Origin of the sequence: Pantoea sp. UYEF8 (assembly GCF_040546285.1) — a bacterium.
Classification (GTDB): Bacteria; Pseudomonadota; Gammaproteobacteria; order Enterobacterales; family Enterobacteriaceae; genus Pantoea; species Pantoea brenneri.
Genome location: NZ_JBEPNM010000019.1, coordinates 11888 through 32677 on the forward strand (window position 1 = coordinate 11888; position 20790 = coordinate 32677).

The window sequence follows — 20790 nt, forward strand, 5'->3', positions numbered from 1 at the left end:
ATCGGTCGGGAAGTGGGTTTCTGCCATCCCCTGTCGGTAATTACAAACGCATCAGCTGACGAAACAGCTTCACTTTGCTGCGGCTGACCGGCACCTGAAAGTCCAGATCGCGCAGTTTCAGCAGGTAGGTGTTGTTGAACCACGGTTCGATTTCGCGAATCTTATTCAGATTAACGCAGTAAGAGCGATGGCAGCGGAAGAACAGCTGTTCCGGCAGGCGTGAACAGAACTCGCTGATATTCATCGACATCACATAGGCTTCACGTCGGGTATAGACAAACGTCAGCTTCTCGTGGGCCTCCACGTAGTAAATATCATTCACGTCGGTGACGATGATGCGTTCATCTTTCAGCAAATTTACCGTCTGCGGTGCTGCTGCAACGGCAGGATTGCTGATGGCCTGCTGGCTCTGGGCGGTGGCTTCAAGCTTGTTGAGCATGGAAACAATGCGTGACTCATGGTAAGGCTTGAGAATATAGTCGAACGCCTCCAGTTCAAACGCCTCGACCGCATGCTCTTTCCACGCGGTAATGAACACAATCAACGGTTTGTGGGCAAACTGATTAATATTCTGTGCCAGCAGCATGCCATCCAGCGAGGGAATATTGATGTCGAGGAAAATCACGTCGACCCGATGCTGCTGCAGATATTTCAGCACGTCGAGACCGTCATCAAAGCAGGCTTCAATCTGGATAGTGCTGTGCTGCTGAATCATCCAGCTCAGCTCCTGCTGGGCTAAAAACTCGTCTTCGACAATAATCGCTTTCATAACAGATTCTCCGCCAGTCGCTGGCCGTTTTTACTCAGCATGAACGCAATCTCGGTGCCGGGCTGATGGCGTACGATAGACAATCCCTGGCCCGATAACAGTTTGACCCGATGATGCACATTCAGCAGGCCGATCTTATTGCCGGGCATCTCGTTGCGGGCAACGCGTGCCATCACCTCATCGCTGATCCCCTGGCCGGTATCGCGCACCGCGATCCGCACCCGATCGCCCAGATCCCGCACGCTTAACGTCACCACGCCTTTGCCCTTACAGGGCTGGATACCGTGCACAATGGCGTTCTCCACCAGCGGCTGAATCAGCAGGCTGGGCAGTAAAAAGTGCAGATCTTCATCGACGTCATAAATCATCGTCAGCTTATCGCCAAAACGCGCCTGCTCAATGGCGATGTAATCTTTCACCTGCCACAGCTCTTTGCGGATGTCGATCAGCTCATCATCATTTAGCTCCAGGTTGTAGCGCAGATAACGCGACAGATTGATCACCAGCTGGCGGGCGGTATCGGGATTGAGGCGGATGGAGGAGGAGATCGCATTCAGCGCATTAAACAGGAAATGAGGATTTATTTTACTTTGCAGCGCGCGCAGTTCCGCTTTATTGGCCATCTCGCGCAGTTGCTCGGCGCGGGAGACTTCAAGCTGGGTGGAGATAATCTGTGACAGCCCAATCGCCATCTCTTTTAGCGAACCGGTTATGCGGTGCGCCCGGCGGTAGTAGATCTTCAGCGTGCCGGTTACCTGGCCTTTTTCCCACAGCGGAATGACGATCATCGAGTGAATATCTTTGGTCCGGTGCGCTTCATCATTGTTTCTGATGATGATTTTACCGCTGGCCAGTGCCTGGGCGGTGGTCGGGCTGATGTCATCATCGCCATGCTGATAGTTCTGTTCGCCATAACCCACGTAGGCGAGGATCTGTTTTTTATTGGTCATCGCCACCGCGTCGGCTTTGATTTCGCGCCGGATAATGTCACAGATATTGCGCAGCGAATCGCTGTTGACCTGACGGAACAGCGGCAGGGTTTTATTGGCAATTTCCAGCGCCAGCTTGGCCTGACGGGCAGCAATCGCCTCTTTTTCGCCTTCTACGCTCTGCACCAGCAGCACAATCAGGCCGATGCTGGAGGCACCGAGGATCATCGGCAGCGCAATTTCCGATACGATTGCCAGCCCGAGTGAGGTCGGGCGCGCCCAGAGGATAATCAGCAGCATGGTCAGGCTTTCACACAGCATGCCGGCGATGATGCCCACCCGCCAGCGATGCTCTTTCAGCACCCGCCGGTTAATGCCGCCCGCCACAAGACCGGCAATGATGCTGGTGATCAGACACGGCACCGAGGTGACGCCGTGAATATCAATCAAAAAGCGGTGGAGACCGGCAATCACGCCGGTGGCGATACCGACCCACGGCCCGAACAGAATGCCGCCCGCCATAACTGCAATCACCCGTACATTCAGCAAAGAACCATCAACCTCCACGCCGGACCAGGTGCTGAACAGGGCAAACAGTGAAAAGATGGCGGTTACGACCGCTTTCTCATAAAGGGTGTGTTCATCTTTTTGCAGCAGCTGGCGAAACAGACGGGTACGCGTCAGGAAAAAAAGACAGATCAGCATCAATGCGGCGCGATCAAACACTGCCAGTAACATCGTGAAGTGGGAGGACACAGGCGACTCATCGGCAAAGGAATGTGGGCCTATGATAAAAAATGTGATCGCGATCCGCTAGCATCCTGGCGATCCGCCATGCCGGTTTATGTTTCAGATCAATGATGGTGATCAAATAAAGAAAAGGGGAAAGCCTGAGTGCTATAAAGGGGAACATTTTCCAGGCTGCCGGGACTGGTCGCCAGCGGGGCAGTTTGCTATGTTGCGCAATAAGTGAGCCAGAGACTGTCGTTAAACCACGCTCATCAGGAGCAGAGCATGCAATTCGTCACCGCCAGATTAGCCCTGAGTAAACTCCAGCCAGAGGACTGGCAACTGTTCCGCGCTGTGCATCGGGACCGCGACACCATGACCTGGGTGAGCGAAATTCCTGATGAGGCGGATATTCGCCAGCGCTTTAATGAGCGACTGGCCCCCTGGCAGGCCAGCAGTTTTCACATGCTCTGCCTGGTGGCGCGCCGGCTCGATACTGGCGAACCGATTGGCCTGTTTGGGTGCAGCCCGGAATGGGAGCCTTACCGCCAGGCGGAAGTGGGCTACATGCTGCTGCATCGCCACTGTGGTCAGGGATTTGGCAGCGAAGCGCTGGCGGCGCTGTGCCAGTTTTTATTTGAGGCCGACTTTCATAAGCTCAAAGCCATGGTGATTGAAGGCAACTGGGCATCGCGGCGCATTCTGGAAAAAAATGGCTTTCAGCTCGAAGGGACGCTACGGGATAATTATCTGCTGAACGGTCGCTGGGTAAACGATTGGCTGCTGGGACGGCTGAATCCGCAAAAATAAAAATATTTTCCGCCACCCTCGACAAAGTTGTTATCGCCACGTTATGTTCTTGAGAGGTCACCGCAGTGACCAGCGTCGCTCGGACGGTCCGGGCGCTCACGTACTCCAGAGGACATCATGGCTGATAACAGCACACCCCGTCGTTTTTCGCGTATCGAACGTCTGCCCCCTTACGTTTTCAACATCACCGCTGAACTGAAAATGGCTGCGCGTCGGCGCGGCGAAGATATTATCGACTTTTCTATGGGCAACCCGGATGGGGCAACGCCGCCGCATATCGTTGAAAAGTTGTGTCAGGTCGCTCAGCGTGACGATACCCACGGTTACTCTACTTCGCGCGGCATTCCTCGCCTGCGTCGGGCAATTTCACGCTGGTACGCCGATCGTTATCAGGTGGAAATTGACCCGGAGTCAGAAGCGATTGTTACCATCGGCTCGAAAGAGGGCCTGGCGCACCTGATGCTGGCGACGCTGGATCATGGCGATACCGTGCTGGTGCCGAACCCAAGCTATCCGATTCATATCTACGGCGCAGTGATTGCCGGGGCTCAGGTCCGTTCGGTGCCGCTGGTGGCGGGAGTCGACTTTTTCAATGAGCTGGAACGCGCCATCCGCGAAAGTTATCCCAAGCCAAAAATGATGATCCTCGGCTTCCCGTCTAATCCGACCGCGCAGTGCGTGGAACTGGACTTCTTCGAACGGGTGATTGCGCTGGCGAAGCAGTACAACGTACTGGTGATCCACGATCTGGCCTATGCCGACATCGTTTATGACGGCTGGAAAGCCCCGTCGATTATGCAGGTGCCGGGCGCGCGTGACGTTGCCGTCGAATTCTTTACCCTGTCAAAAAGCTACAACATGGCGGGCTGGCGCATCGGCTTTATGGTCGGTAACAAAGAGCTGGTTGCTGCGCTGGCACGTATCAAAAGTTACCACGACTACGGCACCTTCACGCCGCTGCAGGTGGCGGCTATTGCGGCGCTGGAAGGCGATCAGCAATGCGTGCGCGATATCGCTGAGCAGTATAAACGCCGCCGTGATGTGCTGGTCAAAGGACTGCATGAAGCGGGCTGGATGGTCGACAATCCTAAAGCCTCAATGTACGTCTGGGCGAAAATTCCCGACCATTATGCCCATATGGGATCGCTGGAGTTTGCCAAACATATGCTGCAGGAGGCCAAGGTGTGCGTCTCGCCAGGCATCGGCTTCGGTGATTACGGTGATACGCATGTGCGGTTTGCACTGATTGAAAACAGTGACCGGATTCGTCAGGCAGTGCGGGGGATTAAAGCGATGTTCCGTGCCGATGGCGTGTTGCCGGGCAGCGTAAAAAGTCTGGAAGAAGAGATTTGACAGCCAACTGGGGCGACAAGCTTGTCGCCCCCTGGCGGCACTGTCACGCCATTACTTCAGCAGCAGAACGAAGGTTCCGAACCAAAGTAACGCGAAAAAAGATATTCCCATCAAGGCATATTTCACAAAGCAACTCCTCTGAGCGGTTACGATGATGGCGATCCCAGGCCAGTGCAACGCGAACAGATTTGGAAAAAAGAACGCCGCCTGGATTAACGGTCTGCTCTTTTCCGGGTCGAACTGAATAATTCAGAACAGGATCGAGCGCTAATTTACGCGGAATCCTGCCTAAATGAAATAGGTCCGTTCTGAGATATTGCTCACAAATTTACGGCACTTCAATTTCCGGGATCGCCGACATGCCTACACGTAATTGCGCCAGATGCGGTTGGTTACTCTCCAGCACAATTTTCACCGGCAGACGCTGAACGACTTTAGTGTAGTTGCCTGTGGCATTATCGGGGGAGATAGCCGAAAAAGTAGCGCCGGTGGCGGGCGCAATGCTGTCCACGTGACCGGTAAAGGTCTCGCCCGGTAAGGCGTCGATGTGGATACGCACCCGCTGTCCCGGCCGCACGTCGCTCAGCTGAGTCTCAAGATAATTGGCGGTGATGTAGGTCTGCTGCAGCGGGACTACCGCCAGCAGACGGGTGCCGGCCGAGACGTAGGCACCGGTGCGTACCGAGCGCTGTCCGATCATGCCGGCCACGGGTGCGACGATCCGGGTATAGGAAAGATTCAGCCCGGCCTGATCGACACTGGCTTTCGCCGCAGCCACATCAGCCTCTGCGGAGCGGACCGCCGCCTGCAATACGCCAACCTGTTTTACTGCCGATGCCAGCGCCGCCTGATTCTGGCGTACTGCCGCCAGCGCCGAACGCTGGGTTGAGCTGGCTTTCTGCTGATCGTCAGCAGCAACGGTGCCGCTCTTATACAGTCGGTTATAGCGATCGGCGCTCTGGCCGGCGTACTGCGCTGAGGCCTGGCTGGCGGCCACGCTGGCTTTCTGCTGCTCAATCACCGACTGCTGCTGTTCCAGCTGCGCCTGACTGCTCAGCAGTTTTGCCTCGCTAACCTGCAGGTCGGCTCTGGCGCTCTCCAGCGCCACGCGATAGTCCCGATCGTCGAGCGTGGCCAGCAGTTCTCCGGCCTTAACCTGCTGATTGTCCTGCACCAGCACGGTGTTGATGTAGCCCGACACTTTCGGTGCCACCAGGGTGTAATCGGCATTGACGTAAGCATCGTCGGTGCGGTGATCGTTACGGGTCATCATCGAGCCGATCACCCACGCTATCGCCAGTAAAACCAACAGCAGCAGACTCAGCAGCACTGTTTTTCTCATTATTAAAGTACGCATATTCAGTTATTCCGGGATGGGGGTTGAATCAGGGTTTGAGGCGGCCAGACGCGTTTAGGCAGGATGGCGGTCAGTAATAACAGGCAGCCAGCAAAGCCAATCAGCATCAGCCAGCTGTCGCTCAGGCTCAGTACCGTCGCCTGATGTTTCACCAGCGTGGCGAAACCGCTGATATTTTCACTGGCGCTGATGCTGCCGTCCGGCAGTAACGGCTGACTGCTACTGGCCTGACTGCTGCTGGATGCGGTCATCAGCCACGGACGACTGGCTGCCTGGTTAATTAAAATATTGGAGTGAAACTGCTCGCGGTGGCTGAGGAATACTTCAACCAGCGTCGAGGCGGCGATGCTGGAAAAACCGCGCACCGTGTTAAACATCGCTGAGGCGAACGGGCCTTCTGGCGGCGCGACAACGCTGGTGGCACTCATCAGAATCGGCACAATCACCATCGGTTGACCGAATGCCTGTAAAACTTGCAGCAGCCAGAAGTTTTGTCGCGCCCAGTCACTGGTGACCTGCATACCCAGCAAGCAGGACGTCACCAGCAGACCCACTCCCGCTGCCAGCATCCAGCGGCAGTCGATCCAGCGGATATTCAGCAACGCCGCTACCAGTGGCGCTATAAGCAGTTGCGGCAGGCCAACCGTCAGCGCCAGCGGAGCAAACTGCAGGGTACGAAAGCCCTCAACCTGGGCAAAGTAGGCGGAAGGCAGCGCCGAGCCTGACAGCGAAAGGGTCAGTATGCAGGCCAGCGCCAGCAGGCCATGCGCCAGGTTATGACGTTTCAGCATCTGCAACTTAAACAGCGGCAGCGGGTGAAACCACTCGTTAATCAGAAATACCAGCAGCAGCGGCAGTGCGGTCAGCAGCATCCCGACGATCAGCGGGGAGTTGAGCCAGTCGAGGCGTTCGCCCTGGGTCAGCACCAGCACCAGCAGGGCGATAGCACTGCAGCCGGTGGCCATGCCAAACAGATCGATCTGCTGGAAACGTTCGGGACGCAGCGGGTCCTGCGGCAGACCCCAGCCAATCAGCAGCATGGCGATCAGCATGCCCGGCACCACCTGCCAGAACACCATCATCCAGCTGACGTGATCGGTCCATAATGATGCCAGGGACGCCGCCATGTTCGGGCCAAAGGTGGCGGTCAGTGCATATCCGGCCAGGCCAAACAGTTTAATCGGCGGCGGTAAAAAGCGCAGAGCAACGGTCATCAGCATCGGCGGCAGCGCGCCGCCAAACAGTCCCTGCAGCACCCGCAGGCCAATAAACAGCGTCGGATCTGGCACCAGCGGCAGCAGGATCCCGGTCAGCATAAAGCCCGCCGACACGCCGAGCGCAAAGCGCCGCAGCGATAACGTGACGGCGAACCATGGCGCGATCATCATCGCCGCTACTTCTGCCGCCTGATAGGCGGAAATAATCCAGCTACCCTGATCGTAACTGATACCGATCGCAGCACGGATATCGGCCAGAGCGATATCACTGACGCGATCGTTCAGTCCTGATGTCAGGGCGGCGATCAACACGCCGACTAACCCCAGCGCCAGGCGCAGCGTAAATGGGTGAGGGGCCGGCACGGTGGCTGGCTTAGCATTCATAGCAGGTGATCTCGTTATTTTGATGCAGTGTATTGCAATGTGATACAGGTCGTCATATTACATCCCGGTATGGTGTATTGCAATGTGGTACAGGCTGTAAAAAGTGCGCCGATCGCGCTACAGTAGGGCAGCTTAAAAAGGACGACGCTATGGCACATCAACCCTCCAGCCGTGAGGATGAAAAAACGGGCGGTATCCAGGTTATCGCACGTGCGGCAAAAATTCTGAATGCGCTGGGCGAACAGCCGGGCGGCATGAGCCTGGGTGAGATCGCGCAGGCAGTCGATCTGCCTCGCTCCACCGTACAGCGGATTGTCGCCGCACTCGACAGTGCAGAACTGGTGCGCAGCAGCGGTGCCGGTGGCCTGCGGCTTGGCCCGGCGTTGCTGAAGCTGATCTCCAGCGTGCACACCGACGTGGTCGATCTGGTCCGGCCGCTGCTGGAGAAACTCTCTGCCGATACCAATGAAACCGTCTCGCTGGCGCGCGCCAGCGGTACTCAGCTGGCTATTGTTCACTGTGTGATCGCCTCGCGTGAGCTGCGCGTGGTGCCGCACATGGGACTCAACCTGCCGCTCTACAGCACCTCCGGCGGACGAGCGCTGCTGGCGTTAGAGTGCGATAAAGACGTTCGGGTGATTGTCGGCGAAGCCTGGCGGGAGTTAACCGAGATGACGGTCAAAACCCTGCCGCAGCTGCTGCAACTGATCAATGAAGTGCGCGAAACCGGCATTGCCGTCGATCGCGGTGAAACGCTGGAAGGCATCTCGACCATGGCGTTTGCCCTCGATACGCTGTTTGGCCGCTTCTCTGTCTCTTTGCTGGTGCCCTCTGCACGCTTCCACCGACACGAAGATCGTTTTCGTGATGAAATGCTGAAGTGTAAAGACGCGCTGGTGCGTGAAATTGGCAAAATCGCCGCTGTAGAAGGATAAGCACTCGATGAAAACCCTGTTGATGGCCATTGATCATTCGCCGGTAACCGAAAAAGTGGTTGCGCTGACCATTGAAGAGGCGCTGGCACACCACGCAGAAGTGGTGGTGCTGTGCTGCGTCGATCCGGCGTACTCTTCCTGCAATCAACCGATGGAAATTGATGCCGGTGAAGATCCGGCCGATTTTGTCGCGGCGCAGGATGAGCAGAACACGGCGGAACTGGTGGTGCGCCATGCTCTGGCACCGCTGCTGCGGGCCGGCATTAATGCGCGCGGTATGATTCTGGCCGGTGAAGCAGCCGACACGATTATTGCGCAATCACTCCAGCTCAAGGCCAGCATGATTATCATGGGACGCCGCCATCTCTCTTCTTTTAACCGACTGTTAAAAGGCTCGGTCAGCGCGGCGGTGATTGAGCGTGCTCACTGTCCGGTGCTGATTGATGTGCGTAAGGATTAATACCGTAGCATGACCTCTCTGCTGGTTATTACGCTGGCCGCCTTTGTGCTGCTGGCGTTGATTATTATTGTGCTGATTAAAACCACCCGATTGCGACTGTGGCAGGGGCTAATCCTTTTTCTGCTGCCGCTGGTGGCGGCTAATCTGCTATGGTTCAGCTGGGCCGTGCCGCAGCAGCAGCAGGCCCGGCAGCATGATCAGGCGGCCAGTTACCTGGCACAGACGCCCGGATATCGGGTACTGCAAACCCAGGAACCGGCATTGTGGCAGCTGCTGACGCAGGAACTGACGCGCCGGGTCCGCGCGGGTGAGCCGGTTGAACAGGCGACGGGCGAACTGCGCGGCTGGCTGCTTGATGTGATTAATCAGCGGCTGATGCGGGGAACCGATGCGGCGGTGGTGAATTACATTGGCGTATCAGTAGAGGAGATGCAGGCGCTCAATGCCCGCGATCCTGGCCTGTGCTTCCGTTTTCTCTATCCGCAGGTCAACGGCGGCGTCAATTTAGTGAAAATCCTGCCGCCGTCGCTTAATCACAAAGAGGCCGAGGCAATGGAGCAATTACTGCTTAACAGCGCACCTCAGCAGCAGCCAATGGACAGCGTGCTGGCGCAGCGCGATCTGAAACAGGTGGTTGCGCAGCTTTATCAGCGCTGGGGCGATAAGCTGCAGCAGCTGAATATGCCAGCCGATACCGCCGTTGATCGCTCATCGATGTGCGCCATGTCGATCGATCTCTACAGCGCGATTCTCGCATTACCTGACAAGCGCGCGGCCAACCTGTTACGTAGAATGTTTGCGGTTTCCGGTTAGTTACCGACGTAAAAAAGCCCGCGTAGCGCGGGCACAAAGGTCAGGATTACGTTCTTATTTTGGCTATTACCTGGTGTGGTGCAGACTTCGTTTTGTCTGAATGCATCATGTCATGCTCACTATGATAGCGATAGCCGTTTAATCGAATAGCATTAATCGGTAAAAGCTTGTAAAGTTTTGGTTTTCGCGCATTAGTCTTATGGATGCGCGAGGTGCTGCGATTTACACTGCGCAGCACTGTGAGGATAAATAAATGAAAAAACAGATTATTGGCGCGCTGGCGCTTATTTTGCTGAGCGGTTGTACCGCCAGTAAACCCGGGGCATTTGAACGTATTGACGAAGATGCCAGCTCAAATACTGTCCAGTACCGGTTTGACCCGTTAAAAGTCAATCGGGATGCGATGGAAATTGACCTGGCAAATTACTGTAATAAGAAAGGATTCGATAAAGTGGAATCGCTACCTGCCCAGGACAGTCATATTCCTGGGCTAAAGAAAGCCTGGTTCCAGTGTAATTATGCGGTCAAAAGCTAAATAAAATGGGCGGGATAATTATCCCGCCCTTAATTTTTCTATTTTTATATTATGCTGTGTGACGTCTTTGCCCGTTAGCGGTGATGATGTCCGCCATGATACCCACCGTGATAGCCTCCATGATACCCGCCGCCCCCGTGATGCCAGCCATTGTCGTGACGAGGTTCGATAATACAGCCGCTTAATAATGTTATCAGCCCGACTACCGACGCGACTTTAATTAATCTTTTCATAGGAAACGTCTCCTCTTTTCCAATGACTACGACATTACGCTGGAAAAGTGGAGTGAAGATGCAGGAAATGTAGAGTTATTTATGCAGATATTACTGAATATTTCTGTTTGCAGAAAATGACGTCTCAAAAAGAGAAGGAAATAAGAAAGGGCTGAATAGCGATTATTCTCAGCGAGAATAATCTTAAAAGCAAGCGAAAATAATTCTCATTTAAAATAAATTATAGCTACATTATTAGCAGACGTTTTCAACAGGAGAGAAACATGGCGCATGAAGTGAAAAATGTACTGGCGTTGCAGGCGGAACTGGGTGAATGCCCGCTCTGGTCAACAGAGGAGCAGGTGCTGTGGTGCGTCGATATTCTGGCACCGGCGATCCACCGTTTTGACCCGGTCAGTGGCGAACTGCAGACGTTTCCCCAGCCTGAAGAGGTGGGCTGTATCGGCTTACGTGAACAGGGCGGCCTGATTGCCGCCTTGCGCAGCGGCGTCTGGCTGTTGGATGCGCAAGGTAAACCGCAACAGAAGGTGGCGGATAATCCAGGTGAAGCCGCGCGCAGTCGCTTTAATGATGGCCGTGTCGATCCCTGGGGCAATTTCTGGTGTGGCAGCCTGTGGGAACCGCAGGATAAAAACGGCGGACTGTTATGCCGCGTTACGCCGGAACTGACGCTGGAAGTCAAAGCGCGGGACATCAAAATCTCTAACGGCGTGGCGTTCTCTCCCGATGGTCGCTGGATGTATCACAGCGACACGCCCAACGAGGTGCTCTATCGCTATCCGTTAGATAGCCAGGGTGAACCGGGCGAGCGCAGCGTTTTCCGCCGCTTCGATGCCGCCGGCGGCTTACCGGATGGCGCCGCGGTCGACAGTGAGGGCTATTACTGGTCAGCCCAGTTCGACGGCGGGCGGGTGGTGCGTATTGATCCGCAAAGCGGCGAAATTGTGGATGAGATCCTGCTGCCGGTGAAATGGCCTACCATGGTGGCGTTTGGCGGGGCGGATCTGAAAACCCTGTTTATCACCAGTTCGCGTGAAGATCGCACCGAAGAAGAACTGGCACGCTATCCTGAGTCAGGCGATATTTTTGCGGTTGAGGTCGACGTGGCGGGCATCGCAGAGCCGCATTTCCGCGGCTGATCCGAAAGGGCCGCGTGGACGCGGCCCGTAAACATTAGTGGCGCTGCAACACCGCTTTACCCGTCACAGGCTGATGCGGTAAGCGAATGGTCAATGACAGTAACAGTGAGATCACCAGCAGGGTCATAATCAGGCTGAAGGTGACGGTAAAGCCGCCAAACAGCGACGCCACCAGTGAGCCCATTACGCTGCCAATACCAAAACCGAGATAGAGCAGGCCATAGTTTTTGGTCAGGTTGTTAAGGCCAAAAAAGTCACTGACCAGCGAGGGAAATACGGTAATGGTGCCGCCGAAACTGAAGGCGATGCAGGCTAACGACAGGAAGAAGGTCGTTTCATTCATGTGGGTAAACAGCAGTACGCTCATTCCCGCCAGCGAAACTACCTGCGCCAGCGAAATCACCCGGATACGCAACATCCTGTCAGATAAGATACCCAGCACCAGACGCCCGCTCAGGTTAGCAATGGCAATCACCGTAACGGCATTGGCAGCAGTCTGCGTGCTCAGATGTACCAGCCCTTCACCGATATCCTTCGCCACGCCAATCACATACAAACCGCTCATGCAGGCAGTCAGGAACATCAGCGCCAGCATCCAGTACTGTGGCAAACGTACCGACTGGGCCAGCGTGTAATCGCGTGCCTGCTGCTGGCTGGCGCTGGCGGCACTTTGTGGCTGGGCATCACGCATCAGCAGGGCTCCGAGTATGATCATCGTCATCGCCAGCACGCCCCAGATAATAAAGGTCTGTTCCAGACCGACACGGGTCAGCAGCGCGCCGCAGATAAATTTGAAGCCCAGACTGCCAAGTCCGTATGCACCAATTGCGCAGGCCGAAATCATACCTTTGCGCTCCGGGAACCACTTCACACAGTTCGACAGCGTCATCAGATAACCGGCGCCATCAGCCAGACCGACCAGCAGGCCAGCGCTGAGGTAGAGCATCATCAGGTTGTCTGCATGGGCGGTCAGCCAGAATCCTGATGCCATCAAGATACCGGCACCGATAGTGACGCGGCGGACACCAAATCGCTCCTGCAATTTTCCCGCCAGCGACGAGGCGATAGCCAGGCCTAAACTCAGCAGGCCAAACGAAAACGCCACCTGACTGATCGAGGCATCCAGCTTTTGCGACAGCTGGCCGTTGAATAAACTCCATGTATAAACCGATCCCAGTGCGAACTGGGTAATCACCGTTCCGATCAGTGTGAGCCAGCGGGTGCGCTGGTGCGAAGCCTGTTGAGTCTGGTTCATAATTTTCTCTCCCGTCCGGGAATCTGGAAACTGCGGACAGAATAGGGCAGCCTTACGCGCGCGTGGCGAACAACGGCATGAACGGAAGCAGGCGCGGCATGAAATGCCGCTGAGAGGGTATGAACGGCCTCCGCTGCAAGATAACCAAAGCGGCAGTTTAATAAGTAAGGGTAAGTAGCCGTAAGATAATGTTTCACTCAGGCGATTATGCCTGCAGCTTTCCAGATTTTTTGCCAGGCTAAGGGTTCACTTATCAGGAGGAAATATGAAAGACCGGACATATGAATCCATCACCAGTGAGGATGAAGTTTGCTGCATTATCGGTCAGGCAGTGATTGAACTGAGTGCTGAACAACAGCCTGTGACCAAATCGACGCTGGCGCTCAAACTGCTGTCGATGGCCGATCGCGATAGTGACGATGAGCGTGTTCTGCTCTACTGGATTGCGCGTAAGGCAATCAACCAACCACAAAAACTCATTCAACAGCAGCAATGGGCATGACGCTCATCCGGACGTGGGCCACAGCCCGCCTCCTCGTCAGACGATAGCCCGGCGACGGCTTGCCGGCCAGCGGGCAAACATCACCAGGTTGCCCAGCAAAATCATGACAAGGCCAGGGATGGCGCTGGCATGCCACTGATACCCCTCGTAACGGGTAGAGAAAGCCAGCGCAACCAGCGGAAACAGCACCGTGGTATAGGCGGCCCGGCTGGCACCGATGCGGCCCACCAACGTGAAGTAGGCGCCAAAACCGATCACCGACCCAACTATCGCCAGATAGCTCAATGCCGCCAGCCATTGCCCGTTCCAGGTAGGGTAGAGTGAAACGCCCTGCAGCAGTGACACCAGCGCCATCAGCAGCGCACCATACAACATGCCATAACTGTTGGTGGTCAGCACGTCGCATTGCCGCCGTTGATGGCGCTGACTGATCATATTGCCGAACGAAAAGCCCAGCGTGCCGAGCGCGCTCAATCCCATTCCCCACAACAATTCACCAGATGCCTGGGTTTCACGCAGGTCATGCCAGAACAGCGCCACGATGCCTGCCATACCCAGCAACACCGCCGGAATCAGACGCGGCGAAGGGCGCTGGCCGAAGAAAATCCAGCTATTGATGGCGTTATACATCACGGCCATGGAAAAAATGACCGACTCAAGCCCGCTACTGATATACCCGGACGCGTAATAGAAGCAGACAAAGTTGAAGCCAAACACGCAGCCGCCCTGCAGCAGGCAGAACAGATGATCGTGCAGGCTCAGGCGATGCAGGCGCTTCACCGCTTTAAGCAGCAGTAACATCACCACTGAAGCCAGTAAAAAGCGCCAGAACACGGCAACGGTCACCGCACTGGTGCCAACCGACTGTTGCGCATAAATGGCAATCCAGGTGGTGCCCCAGATCAGCACCACCGAGAGATATAAAAACAGATTCATCGTCGCGTTCCTTACCCTAAAGCCCGCAGTGTGCAGCTTTAGCGCAGGCGGCGCTTGCATCAGGCTGCGGCAGATTTGCAAAATCTTGCGCATTTTTATGATGCGTCCCGATGTGGTCTGTTCTCTGTCCCGTCAGATCCGTAAACTGGCACTCTGTTCCCCTGAAGCTAATACCCGGATGCGTACTTACCAGACGTTTGAAACCCTGCAACGCCATAAAGCGCAGCTGCGCGATCGGGTGGAGCTGCGAAATGGTCTGCAACTGGCGGCCTGGTTTAACAGCGGCGATCGCGTCACGACGCTCAGCGATCACCATACGCTGAGTCTGTATGTGGAAGGGGGCTACGATACCTGGCATAAAACCGCGCAGGGCTGGCGTAATGGCGGCGGACCGGATCGTTTCTGCCTGATGCCGGCGGGGATAGAATCGACCTGGGATCTGCGTGCCGATCTCGCCTTTGTTCACCTTTACTGCAGCGAGCCCCAGCTGCGCCAGCTGGCTGAGCAGGTATGGGATCGCAGTCCGGCGAAGCTAAATCTGCACGAGAAAATCTTCTCTGCCGACCCGCGCATTACCCAGCTCTATCGGCATTTTTTGCTGAGCTGCGACTGGCAACAGCCTGCAAGCCAGCTCACGCTGAGCAGTGCGACAACGTTATTACTGACTCATCTGCTGCAGGAATATAGCGAAGTACAGTGGCAACTGCCTCAGGTGCGGGGCGGGCTGGCGCCTGCCGTATTGCGTCGGGTGCTTGAATTTATCGATGCGCATCTCGATCAGCCGTTAACGCTGGCCGATCTGGCGAGCGAAGCGGCACTGAGTGAGTATCACTTTGCCCGTATGTTTCGTCACTCAGCGGGTGAGGCCCCTCATCAGTTTGTGATGCGACGCCGTATGCTGCGTGCCCGGATGCTGTTGACGCAGCCAGCATTAACCCTTACTGACATCGCGTTGCAGTGCGGTTTTCGCTCTTCCAGCCACTTCAGCCACCGTTTTCGTCAGGTACACGGCGTTACGCCCTCGGCTTACCGCAAGGCAAAGCCTCATCAGCCGGATTGATAGACGCCGCGTTTTGCGGCAATAACCGCAGACTGCGATAACGTTACAACGCGCTTAGCGACTGGCCGTTGTGGTGCAACGTCTGGTGGCGGCCAGACAACAAAAACCTCGCCGAAGCGAGGTGGTTTTCAGCGACAGGTCGTTACTGAAGAGTGAACTGCCATGAGCCCATCGGCTTGCGCACCAGCGTCATGGTTTTTTCCTCGCCATCAATCACCACATAATACTGTTCATTTATTTTGAGGCCTCTGGGAAAGGATTCATTGCCCTCATAGCGTACGGTGATTTTATTGCCGAACACCTCTGCATCAGCCTGCTGACCAAACTGGGGCAGGGTAATTTTCTTTTTCACACCTTTGGTCCTCGTTTTGATAAATCGGGGTCAAAACTCATCTGATTTTACTCATTCTACGCTGCGGATTTGTTGTCAGCACACCGCTTCACCGCTCTGAGCATCCTCTCCTGATCCAGCATGACTGCGGTCAGCCGCTTTTTCAATCTGACAGTCTCTTATTCGGGTCATCTCTGCCGCCAAAGTTTAGCATCACTTCGGCGTGCGCCGGATGCCAGCCTTCTGCTCAATAAGAGACGACGAGCAGTTACATTTCCCTCTCTTTATGCACAAAAATAATATTAAGTATTGTTTAAGTAAAAACAAAAAATCCACTTTCAACACAATGGTGAACATTTCGTTTACCGGCCTACGACCCGGCTCTCATATTTACATAAAAAGCAGAGGATCACATTCCACAGGAAAGTGATGAGGCTTTATACGATTTTAAACGGCGAGTTACATTGATCAATTAGCGCACACCCTTATCTCATGGGGTTTGTAGAGTATGTCTTGAGAAAATTCTTATAAATCAATTTGATGATCTATTGTTGTTAAACTTGCATCTTGTAAACTTTAGATACATCTTTTCATTTCCAATCACACAACCAATGTTTCTAAACTTCGTCAATGAGCACTTATCTGAAATTTTAAATTTTCAGAGAAAGACTTAAAAACAGGTGTCATGCTCGCTGATGAATGGAATCTGCCCGATTACAGACTCGTGTTTTCGGGTAGCGTGAATGGGGAAGTGGTTGTTTAAAGGTAAGTCTTTCTTATTAATTTTTCAGTGGCATTAACCGCTTCTATTACTCCATAGAACAGGGACAGCCATGTCTAACTCCTATCAGTCCGAGATCCCTAAGGCCCGCGTTAACATCCAGCTCAGCCTGCATACCGGCGGCGCACAGAAAAAAATCGAACTCCCGCTCAAGCTGATGGTAATCGGCGATTACAGCAATGGCGCAGAGCAACGTCCGGTGCCCGCCTGAGTCGATTATTTATGCGTGCAGGCCAGGTTAGTGCCTGGACGCTTAATCAGCAACGTGATTTATCCCGGCCAGGTGAATTATTTGATGAAGACGCTTTTTTCCGCCTGATTAATGTTCTGCTGCCTTAGCCGATTCATTTCAAGGGAATCTTTAATCCTCGCTTACCGGCGATAACAGCGCGGTTAACAAGGCTTTTTATCTCTGCGGGAGTCGGGCAGACAGATAACGTATCCAGACAGGCAAACGCTGACCCCGGCCGGAAGGAGAATGCGTTCAATGGATCTGTGAACATCGCAGCAGCGCGTGAAATTCATCAGGTAAAGCGCCCCCGGGATAAATATCATCAGGCAGAAACAAGGCCGATGTCATTGATCCTCTACCACAGCCCTGGCCGCAGCGTCCCGAACTGCAGAAAACCAAGCCGTATAAACACTCTCCCTCATAGCTTTAGACACGTCAGTTGGACAAGTCGTCATGAATGACATTATCTCCCGTAAAATTAAAACCGGCAGCGATCCGCGCATGCTGCCGGATTATGCTGCTCTGCGCGATGAACTGAGCAAACTGTCACATCCGGCGCGTCCGGACGTGAACTGGCGATATGCCGAAAAACTCTGTCTTTCACTGTTTGAGCAAAATGGTGTAGAGCTGCAGACGGCAGCCTGGTATACGCTGACCCGGACTCAACTGGCTGGATTGGCGGGCCTGAATGAAGGCCTGGCAATACTCGAGGCGCTCATCGCCCACCAATGGGGCGCACTCTGGCCGCAGCCAGTCCATGCCCGGATGGAAATCCTCAGCAGTCTGAGCCAGCGCCTGCAGCAACGGATGCGCACGCTTCCTCTCAGCTACAGCGATCTCCGCTCGCTTTATCTGGCGGAGCAGCAGCTTAATCGCATGGGAGAGGTGCTGCAGCGGCAGGCGCTTAAACAACTGAGCCAGCTTGATACCTTGCGTACCCAGATGCACAACAGCACTGTCCGGCTGGAAAACAGCAAAGGTGCATCCAGCGGAGGTGCATCCAGCGGAGGTGCATCCAGCGGAGGTGCATCCAGCAAAGGTGCATCCAGCAAAGGTGCATCCAGCGACGCTGACGCACTTCAGCCCGGTGTGGTACTACCGGCAACGGAGATCAATCGCTCAGGAACATCCGTTGATGCACAGCCCACCATTCCGCTTGCGGAGAAAACCGAACCGGATAACCGGGTAAAATGGGTGTATGTAGCCCAGCCGGCACATCAGCCGAATGTGGACGTGCTGGCGGCGATCCCGGTGCCAGAAAAAAAGTGCAAATCCTTTGCCGCCGGGATGTTTACCATGCTGGTGGCAGGTGCGGCGGCGGTGTGGGGCTGGCATCTCTTGCACCAACCTGACCCGCTACTGACGCAGCTTGCGTCATCCCTGATGCCGTTACCCGCAACACTTACGCCAGAACAACGGCAGACGCTGCATCAGCAAGCGCTTTCACCGCAAGCCTTTATCGGAGCTACGCAGCAGCAGATTGAGCGCCTGGATCGGTTGCCACCTGACTGGCGTATTCACTACAGCCGTCAGCTGGTTGAACAGGCTGAGGCGTTGTGGCCGGAACAGGCAAAACCTCTGGCACAGCAGTGGCTGCGGCAGTTGAACGCTGCCAGCATACCGGCAGAAAACCTGAATGGCTGGCATCAGGGAATGACGACGCTACAGAATCTGAGCGACCGCCTGAACGGACTGGATCAATAGAAGGGAAAATACATGACGGTCAGTGAGCTGAAATCAGTGGTATTTTCAGCCATGCAGTCGTTCAACCAGTCTCTGCCGGCTGAAGAGCAGCTGCGGGCACTGTCAGAAAATGCTGCCGGTGAACCTTTACCTGCCGCTGCCAGCTCTCAACTGGAGATGCACCTGAAACAACTGACTGCCGGTTATGCTGAATTAAAACGGAATGCATCAAAATAAGGCCGTAAAAACCATCAGTGACGCAATCCATTTCTCTGATAACCACGCGTTTTGGCTTGCACGGCGAACTTCTCGCAGGTGGGCAGTAAAAGTGATTTCTCCCGCCGTTATCCGGACTAATCGCGGGATTTAGCGAACGATGTCGAACGGTAGTTGGGCGGAATGCCTGATGAAATCGGTTTTTGACGAACAGAAGAGGCGGCGTGAAGGGTGTATATGGTGTCCCCTGCAAACACCATATACGGCGAGCAGGGGATTGATTCGGAAGAGATAATTCGGATGTGAATTTTATTGTGCCCGCAGATATGCCCGCAAAGCGTCACGCGGCGGACTTCATTGGTTGACCGCAGGACTGTTTCCAGCATTTGTAATCTTTGTATTCCCAGCGGGATGAGCGGCCGTATTTTTTCGGCGGAGGCAAATTGCCTTTCTGGATTTGCTTATAGAAGTACCGATCGGTGAAACCAGAATCACTCACCATGAATTTCATGTCAACAAGGGAATCGTCACGTAATTCCATATCTACTCCTTTGGAGGCTTACCGCGGATAAATGCGATGATTAGCAAAATGAAAAGGGCGAGGTCAGTTAAGATCTCGCCCGGGGTGATGTCGTCGCAGGTGGTGGTCAAAGAATGCCTTTGCGGTACTCCGCCTCGATGGGGTGCTCTTTAGCTGCGGCCTCAATGACACCTCCCAATATCCGGCGATTAACCTGTCCAATAGGTGAGTCTGGATGGAGGTCGAGACCAGCCAGCGGCTTCAGGCGTGACGCTTCGCGATGAATGAGGTCGGCGCGCTTCGCATCGACAAGCTGAATGACCTCATCGAAGTGATCTCCACAGGCTACGAAGCCGCGATATTCATATGCGCTGGAGCCATCAAGCTCAGCTTTGCAGCGGCAACACTTATATTCAGACATAACAACTCCTCACGCAGAGCGAGATAGTGAATAGGGTGGGTGGGGTTACTTCAGGGTGATGTGACGAATGCTGCCTGACGTGAGGGCTTTATAGAGAAATGCCAGGTCAAAGAGTCCGTGCGCATGACCCAAAGCATTCTGAAGGTCTGCTATCGTCTCCTCACGCTTGCGCTCTGCTTCGGTTCGAACGGGTCGAATCTCCGTCACTTCCAATTGGCAGAGTGAGTGCAGTCGATCACCTTCGAGAATGCGACATACAGCCGCGTTTTCGTCATGGCATAGTACGCGTACTTTTGTACCCGCATCATGTATTGGTGGCGCAATCTCACATACGCACCCCAGCGGCGGCAAACCTTCACCATTCCATTCAATGCTCATGCAACCCTCCTATGCTGCTTAGCTCGCTCAACGCGTTCGTAGTCGCTTCGGCAATCCTCGTCGCAGAAGCATCCTGCCGCCACTGCCTCCTCGCAGTAATAACAGGCACCGTTAAATTGCATCGCGGGCCTGGCCCGGTTAGCCAGGGCGATCTCAATCATTTGCTGCTCGCGTTCTGCAGCTTCATCTATCGGATCTGGATGTGTCATTTCGGTTTCCTATAGGCAATAAAAAACCCCGCCGTGGCGAGGTTGATTTAAAAAAAGTCACTCATTTTGCCGCTATGTTTCTCTCGGCGTGTAGAACTTGCTCTTCAGCTACAGCAAGCCCTTCTTCTACCGCATACCATATTCGCTTGATGCCACCATTATTCGGTGCCGGGTATTCAACATAGTTAACAGAGAAATTCTTTCCTTCGAAGATAAGCCCATGATGCATGGCTTCCTCTCCAGACATTTCAAGCAGGGTCTTGTAACTGAATTGATGTGGTCTGAACACTATTATCTCAATCACTTAATATCCTCCTTTTGATAAACCGGGTCAGTGCCGCGCGGGTACTGCAGCGCAACGTTCCTGTAGTGCTGCAAACGCTCACGGAAATACTCCTTCAGCGCTTCCGGCTGCTGCATCTCCACCTCCATGGCGATAACCGGCATATTCATACGCTCCTTGTACGCTACTCCTGACGCGGCTAAATCCACGTTTATCCTGTCGCGTTCTTCTCTGCTGCGTGCTGCTAAGTTGTGTGACATGGCGATGTCCTCCTGTGGGGAGTATATCGCCACAAAACCTATCAGGCACCAATATCAACC

At 54.5% G+C, this 20790-nt stretch carries 23 protein-coding genes and 2 pseudogenes; 11 read left to right on the forward strand and 14 right to left on the reverse strand.

All coding sequences use genetic code 11. The features are described from left to right. Window positions 1-40 precede the first annotated feature (40 nt). Window positions 41-769: a LytR/AlgR family response regulator transcription factor gene (locus tag ABIB18_RS22075; RefSeq protein ID WP_354475743.1), complete on the reverse strand. Its 729-nt coding sequence runs from the start codon at window positions 767-769 to the stop codon at window positions 41-43. Beyond that, on the reverse strand, window positions 766-2436 hold the full coding sequence (locus ABIB18_RS22080; protein WP_069728744.1) for a sensor histidine kinase: 1671 nt from the start codon (window positions 2434-2436) through the stop codon (window positions 766-768). The genes ABIB18_RS22075 and ABIB18_RS22080 overlap by 4 nt, the downstream gene beginning before the upstream one ends. A gap of 276 nt (window positions 2437-2712) precedes the next feature. Here ABIB18_RS22080 and ABIB18_RS22085 point away from each other — a divergent pair, with 276 nt between their 5' ends. Both ABIB18_RS22085 and alaC read left to right on the forward strand, forming a co-directional pair. Beyond that, window positions 2713-3237, forward strand: coding sequence for a GNAT family N-acetyltransferase (locus ABIB18_RS22085; protein ID WP_031375878.1), 525 nt, complete (start codon window positions 2713-2715; stop codon window positions 3235-3237). Window positions 3238-3354: 117 nt separating this feature from the next. Then, window positions 3355-4590 carry an alanine transaminase gene (gene alaC / locus ABIB18_RS22090; RefSeq protein ID WP_031375879.1) on the forward strand — a complete coding sequence of 412 codons (1236 nt, stop codon included), beginning with the start codon at window positions 3355-3357 and terminating at the stop codon, window positions 4588-4590. Between the two features lie 51 nt (window positions 4591-4641). Here alaC and ypdK read toward each other — a convergent pair whose 3' ends face one another. The 3 genes from ypdK to ABIB18_RS22105 form a co-directional block, all read right to left on the reverse strand. Then, window positions 4642-4716 (reverse strand): membrane protein YpdK, encoded by a 75-nt coding sequence (gene ypdK / locus ABIB18_RS22095; protein WP_099257831.1) that lies wholly within the window; start codon window positions 4714-4716, stop codon window positions 4642-4644. 202 nt (window positions 4717-4918) lie between these two features. Next, window positions 4919-5947 (reverse strand): HlyD family secretion protein, encoded by a 1029-nt coding sequence (locus ABIB18_RS22100; RefSeq protein ID WP_031375880.1) that lies wholly within the window; start codon window positions 5945-5947, stop codon window positions 4919-4921. A gap of 2 nt (window positions 5948-5949) precedes the next feature. Continuing rightward, window positions 5950-7548 carry an MFS transporter gene (locus ABIB18_RS22105; RefSeq protein ID WP_089561703.1) on the reverse strand — a complete coding sequence of 533 codons (1599 nt, stop codon included), beginning with the start codon at window positions 7546-7548 and terminating at the stop codon, window positions 5950-5952. Window positions 7549-7697: 149 nt separating this feature from the next. Here ABIB18_RS22105 and ABIB18_RS22110 point away from each other — a divergent pair, with 149 nt between their 5' ends. The 4 genes from ABIB18_RS22110 (at window position 7698) to ABIB18_RS22125 (ending at window position 10291) form a co-directional block, all read left to right on the forward strand. Then, a complete protein-coding gene (locus ABIB18_RS22110; protein WP_031375882.1) occupies window positions 7698-8483 on the forward strand; it encodes an IclR family transcriptional regulator in 786 nt (261 codons plus the stop codon). Window positions 8484-8490: 7 nt separating this feature from the next. Beyond that, window positions 8491-8943 carry a universal stress protein gene (locus tag ABIB18_RS22115; protein ID WP_031375883.1) on the forward strand — a complete coding sequence of 151 codons (453 nt, stop codon included), beginning with the start codon at window positions 8491-8493 and terminating at the stop codon, window positions 8941-8943. Between the two features lie 9 nt (window positions 8944-8952). Further along, on the forward strand, window positions 8953-9756 hold the full coding sequence (locus tag ABIB18_RS22120; RefSeq protein ID WP_031375884.1) for a hypothetical protein: 804 nt from the start codon (window positions 8953-8955) through the stop codon (window positions 9754-9756). A gap of 253 nt (window positions 9757-10009) precedes the next feature. Then, entirely contained in the window at window positions 10010-10291 is a 282-nt protein-coding gene (locus ABIB18_RS22125; protein WP_031375885.1) for a putative periplasmic lipoprotein, read from the forward strand. 74 nt (window positions 10292-10365) lie between these two features. On the opposite strand, the gene ABIB18_RS22130 is transcribed toward ABIB18_RS22125, so the two are convergent. Next, window positions 10366-10524 (reverse strand): hypothetical protein, encoded by a 159-nt coding sequence (locus ABIB18_RS22130; protein WP_162836811.1) that lies wholly within the window; start codon window positions 10522-10524, stop codon window positions 10366-10368. Window positions 10525-10787: 263 nt separating this feature from the next. Between ABIB18_RS22130 and ABIB18_RS22135 the strand changes: the two genes are divergently transcribed. Beyond that, entirely contained in the window at window positions 10788-11663 is an 876-nt protein-coding gene (locus tag ABIB18_RS22135; RefSeq protein WP_316552551.1) for an SMP-30/gluconolactonase/LRE family protein, read from the forward strand. Window positions 11664-11697: 34 nt separating this feature from the next. Here ABIB18_RS22135 and ABIB18_RS22140 read toward each other — a convergent pair whose 3' ends face one another. Then, on the reverse strand, window positions 11698-12918 hold the full coding sequence (locus ABIB18_RS22140) for an L-lactate MFS transporter (protein WP_031375887.1): 1221 nt from the start codon (window positions 12916-12918) through the stop codon (window positions 11698-11700). Window positions 12919-13183: 265 nt separating this feature from the next. Here ABIB18_RS22140 and ABIB18_RS22145 point away from each other — a divergent pair, with 265 nt between their 5' ends. Then, window positions 13184-13420: a hypothetical protein gene (locus ABIB18_RS22145; protein ID WP_031375888.1), complete on the forward strand. Its 237-nt coding sequence runs from the start codon at window positions 13184-13186 to the stop codon at window positions 13418-13420. A 36-nt stretch (window positions 13421-13456) separates the two neighbouring features. On the opposite strand, the gene ABIB18_RS22150 is transcribed toward ABIB18_RS22145, so the two are convergent. After that, window positions 13457-14356 (reverse strand): DMT family transporter, encoded by a 900-nt coding sequence (locus ABIB18_RS22150; protein ID WP_031375889.1) that lies wholly within the window; start codon window positions 14354-14356, stop codon window positions 13457-13459. Between the two features lie 178 nt (window positions 14357-14534). Between ABIB18_RS22150 and ABIB18_RS22155 the strand changes: the two genes are divergently transcribed. Then, window positions 14535-15416, forward strand: coding sequence for a helix-turn-helix domain-containing protein (locus tag ABIB18_RS22155; RefSeq protein ID WP_354475757.1), 882 nt, complete (start codon window positions 14535-14537; stop codon window positions 15414-15416). Window positions 15417-15558: 142 nt separating this feature from the next. On the opposite strand, the gene ABIB18_RS22160 is transcribed toward ABIB18_RS22155, so the two are convergent. Further along, on the reverse strand, window positions 15559-15768 hold the full coding sequence (locus ABIB18_RS22160; protein ID WP_031375891.1) for a hypothetical protein: 210 nt from the start codon (window positions 15766-15768) through the stop codon (window positions 15559-15561). A gap of 812 nt (window positions 15769-16580) precedes the next feature. Between ABIB18_RS22160 and ABIB18_RS22165 the strand changes: the two are divergent. Together ABIB18_RS22165 and ABIB18_RS22170 are read left to right on the forward strand one after the other, a co-directional pair. Beyond that, window positions 16581-16730: pseudogene (locus ABIB18_RS22165) on the forward strand (type VI secretion system contractile sheath small subunit); the annotation flags it as partial. A 483-nt stretch (window positions 16731-17213) separates the two neighbouring features. Beyond that, window positions 17214-18680, forward strand: a pseudogene (locus ABIB18_RS22170) (VasL domain-containing protein). Window positions 18681-18999: 319 nt separating this feature from the next. Here ABIB18_RS22170 and ABIB18_RS22175 read toward each other — a convergent pair. The 5 genes from ABIB18_RS22175 to ABIB18_RS22195 form a co-directional block, all read right to left on the reverse strand. Further along, window positions 19000-19200, reverse strand: coding sequence for a helix-turn-helix transcriptional regulator (locus ABIB18_RS22175; RefSeq protein ID WP_187961181.1), 201 nt, complete (start codon window positions 19198-19200; stop codon window positions 19000-19002). A gap of 106 nt (window positions 19201-19306) precedes the next feature. Then, on the reverse strand, window positions 19307-19600 hold the full coding sequence (locus tag ABIB18_RS22180; RefSeq protein WP_354475749.1) for a hypothetical protein: 294 nt from the start codon (window positions 19598-19600) through the stop codon (window positions 19307-19309). A 45-nt stretch (window positions 19601-19645) separates the two neighbouring features. Further along, window positions 19646-19978: a hypothetical protein gene (locus tag ABIB18_RS22185; RefSeq protein ID WP_354475751.1), complete on the reverse strand. Its 333-nt coding sequence runs from the start codon at window positions 19976-19978 to the stop codon at window positions 19646-19648. A gap of 270 nt (window positions 19979-20248) precedes the next feature. Further along, window positions 20249-20491 (reverse strand): hypothetical protein, encoded by a 243-nt coding sequence (locus ABIB18_RS22190; protein WP_354475753.1) that lies wholly within the window; start codon window positions 20489-20491, stop codon window positions 20249-20251. Then, the gene (locus tag ABIB18_RS22195; RefSeq protein ID WP_354475755.1) at window positions 20488-20730 is read right to left on the reverse strand and encodes a DNA polymerase III subunit theta; all 243 of its coding nucleotides are present in this window, start codon (window positions 20728-20730) and stop codon (window positions 20488-20490) included. Before ABIB18_RS22195 ends, ABIB18_RS22190 begins: the two co-directional genes overlap by 4 nt. Window positions 20731-20790: the final 60 nt, after the last annotated feature.

Excerpts from the sequence above, each read along its gene's own strand:
- ABIB18_RS22075 (WP_354475743.1), bottom strand. The coding sequence starts at position 769 with ATGAAAGCGATTATTGTCGAAGACGAGTTTTTAGCCCAGCAGGAGCTG.
- ABIB18_RS22080 (WP_069728744.1), bottom strand. The coding sequence starts at position 2,436 with ATGTTACTGGCAGTGTTTGATCGCGCCGCATTGATGCTGATCTGTCTT.
- ABIB18_RS22085 (WP_031375878.1), top strand. The coding sequence starts at position 2,713 with ATGCAATTCGTCACCGCCAGATTAGCCCTGAGTAAACTCCAGCCAGAG.
- alaC (WP_031375879.1), top strand. The coding sequence starts at position 3,355 with ATGGCTGATAACAGCACACCCCGTCGTTTTTCGCGTATCGAACGTCTG.
- ABIB18_RS22100 (WP_031375880.1), bottom strand. The coding sequence starts at position 5,947 with ATGCGTACTTTAATAATGAGAAAAACAGTGCTGCTGAGTCTGCTGCTG.
- ABIB18_RS22105 (WP_089561703.1), bottom strand. The coding sequence starts at position 7,548 with ATGAATGCTAAGCCAGCCACCGTGCCGGCCCCTCACCCATTTACGCTG.
- ABIB18_RS22110 (WP_031375882.1), top strand. The coding sequence starts at position 7,698 with ATGGCACATCAACCCTCCAGCCGTGAGGATGAAAAAACGGGCGGTATC.
- ABIB18_RS22115 (WP_031375883.1), top strand. The coding sequence starts at position 8,491 with ATGAAAACCCTGTTGATGGCCATTGATCATTCGCCGGTAACCGAAAAA.
- ABIB18_RS22120 (WP_031375884.1), top strand. The coding sequence starts at position 8,953 with ATGACCTCTCTGCTGGTTATTACGCTGGCCGCCTTTGTGCTGCTGGCG.
- ABIB18_RS22125 (WP_031375885.1), top strand. The coding sequence starts at position 10,010 with ATGAAAAAACAGATTATTGGCGCGCTGGCGCTTATTTTGCTGAGCGGT.
- ABIB18_RS22130 (WP_162836811.1), bottom strand. The coding sequence starts at position 10,524 with ATGAAAAGATTAATTAAAGTCGCGTCGGTAGTCGGGCTGATAACATTA.
- ABIB18_RS22135 (WP_316552551.1), top strand. The coding sequence starts at position 10,788 with ATGGCGCATGAAGTGAAAAATGTACTGGCGTTGCAGGCGGAACTGGGT.
- ABIB18_RS22140 (WP_031375887.1), bottom strand. The coding sequence starts at position 12,918 with ATGAACCAGACTCAACAGGCTTCGCACCAGCGCACCCGCTGGCTCACA.
- ABIB18_RS22145 (WP_031375888.1), top strand. The coding sequence starts at position 13,184 with ATGAAAGACCGGACATATGAATCCATCACCAGTGAGGATGAAGTTTGC.
- ABIB18_RS22150 (WP_031375889.1), bottom strand. The coding sequence starts at position 14,356 with ATGAATCTGTTTTTATATCTCTCGGTGGTGCTGATCTGGGGCACCACC.
- ABIB18_RS22155 (WP_354475757.1), top strand. The coding sequence starts at position 14,535 with ATGCGTACTTACCAGACGTTTGAAACCCTGCAACGCCATAAAGCGCAG.
- ABIB18_RS22175 (WP_187961181.1), bottom strand. The coding sequence starts at position 19,200 with ATGGAATTACGTGACGATTCCCTTGTTGACATGAAATTCATGGTGAGT.
- ABIB18_RS22180 (WP_354475749.1), bottom strand. The coding sequence starts at position 19,600 with ATGTCTGAATATAAGTGTTGCCGCTGCAAAGCTGAGCTTGATGGCTCC.
- ABIB18_RS22185 (WP_354475751.1), bottom strand. The coding sequence starts at position 19,978 with ATGAGCATTGAATGGAATGGTGAAGGTTTGCCGCCGCTGGGGTGCGTA.
- ABIB18_RS22195 (WP_354475755.1), bottom strand. The coding sequence starts at position 20,730 with ATGTCACACAACTTAGCAGCACGCAGCAGAGAAGAACGCGACAGGATA.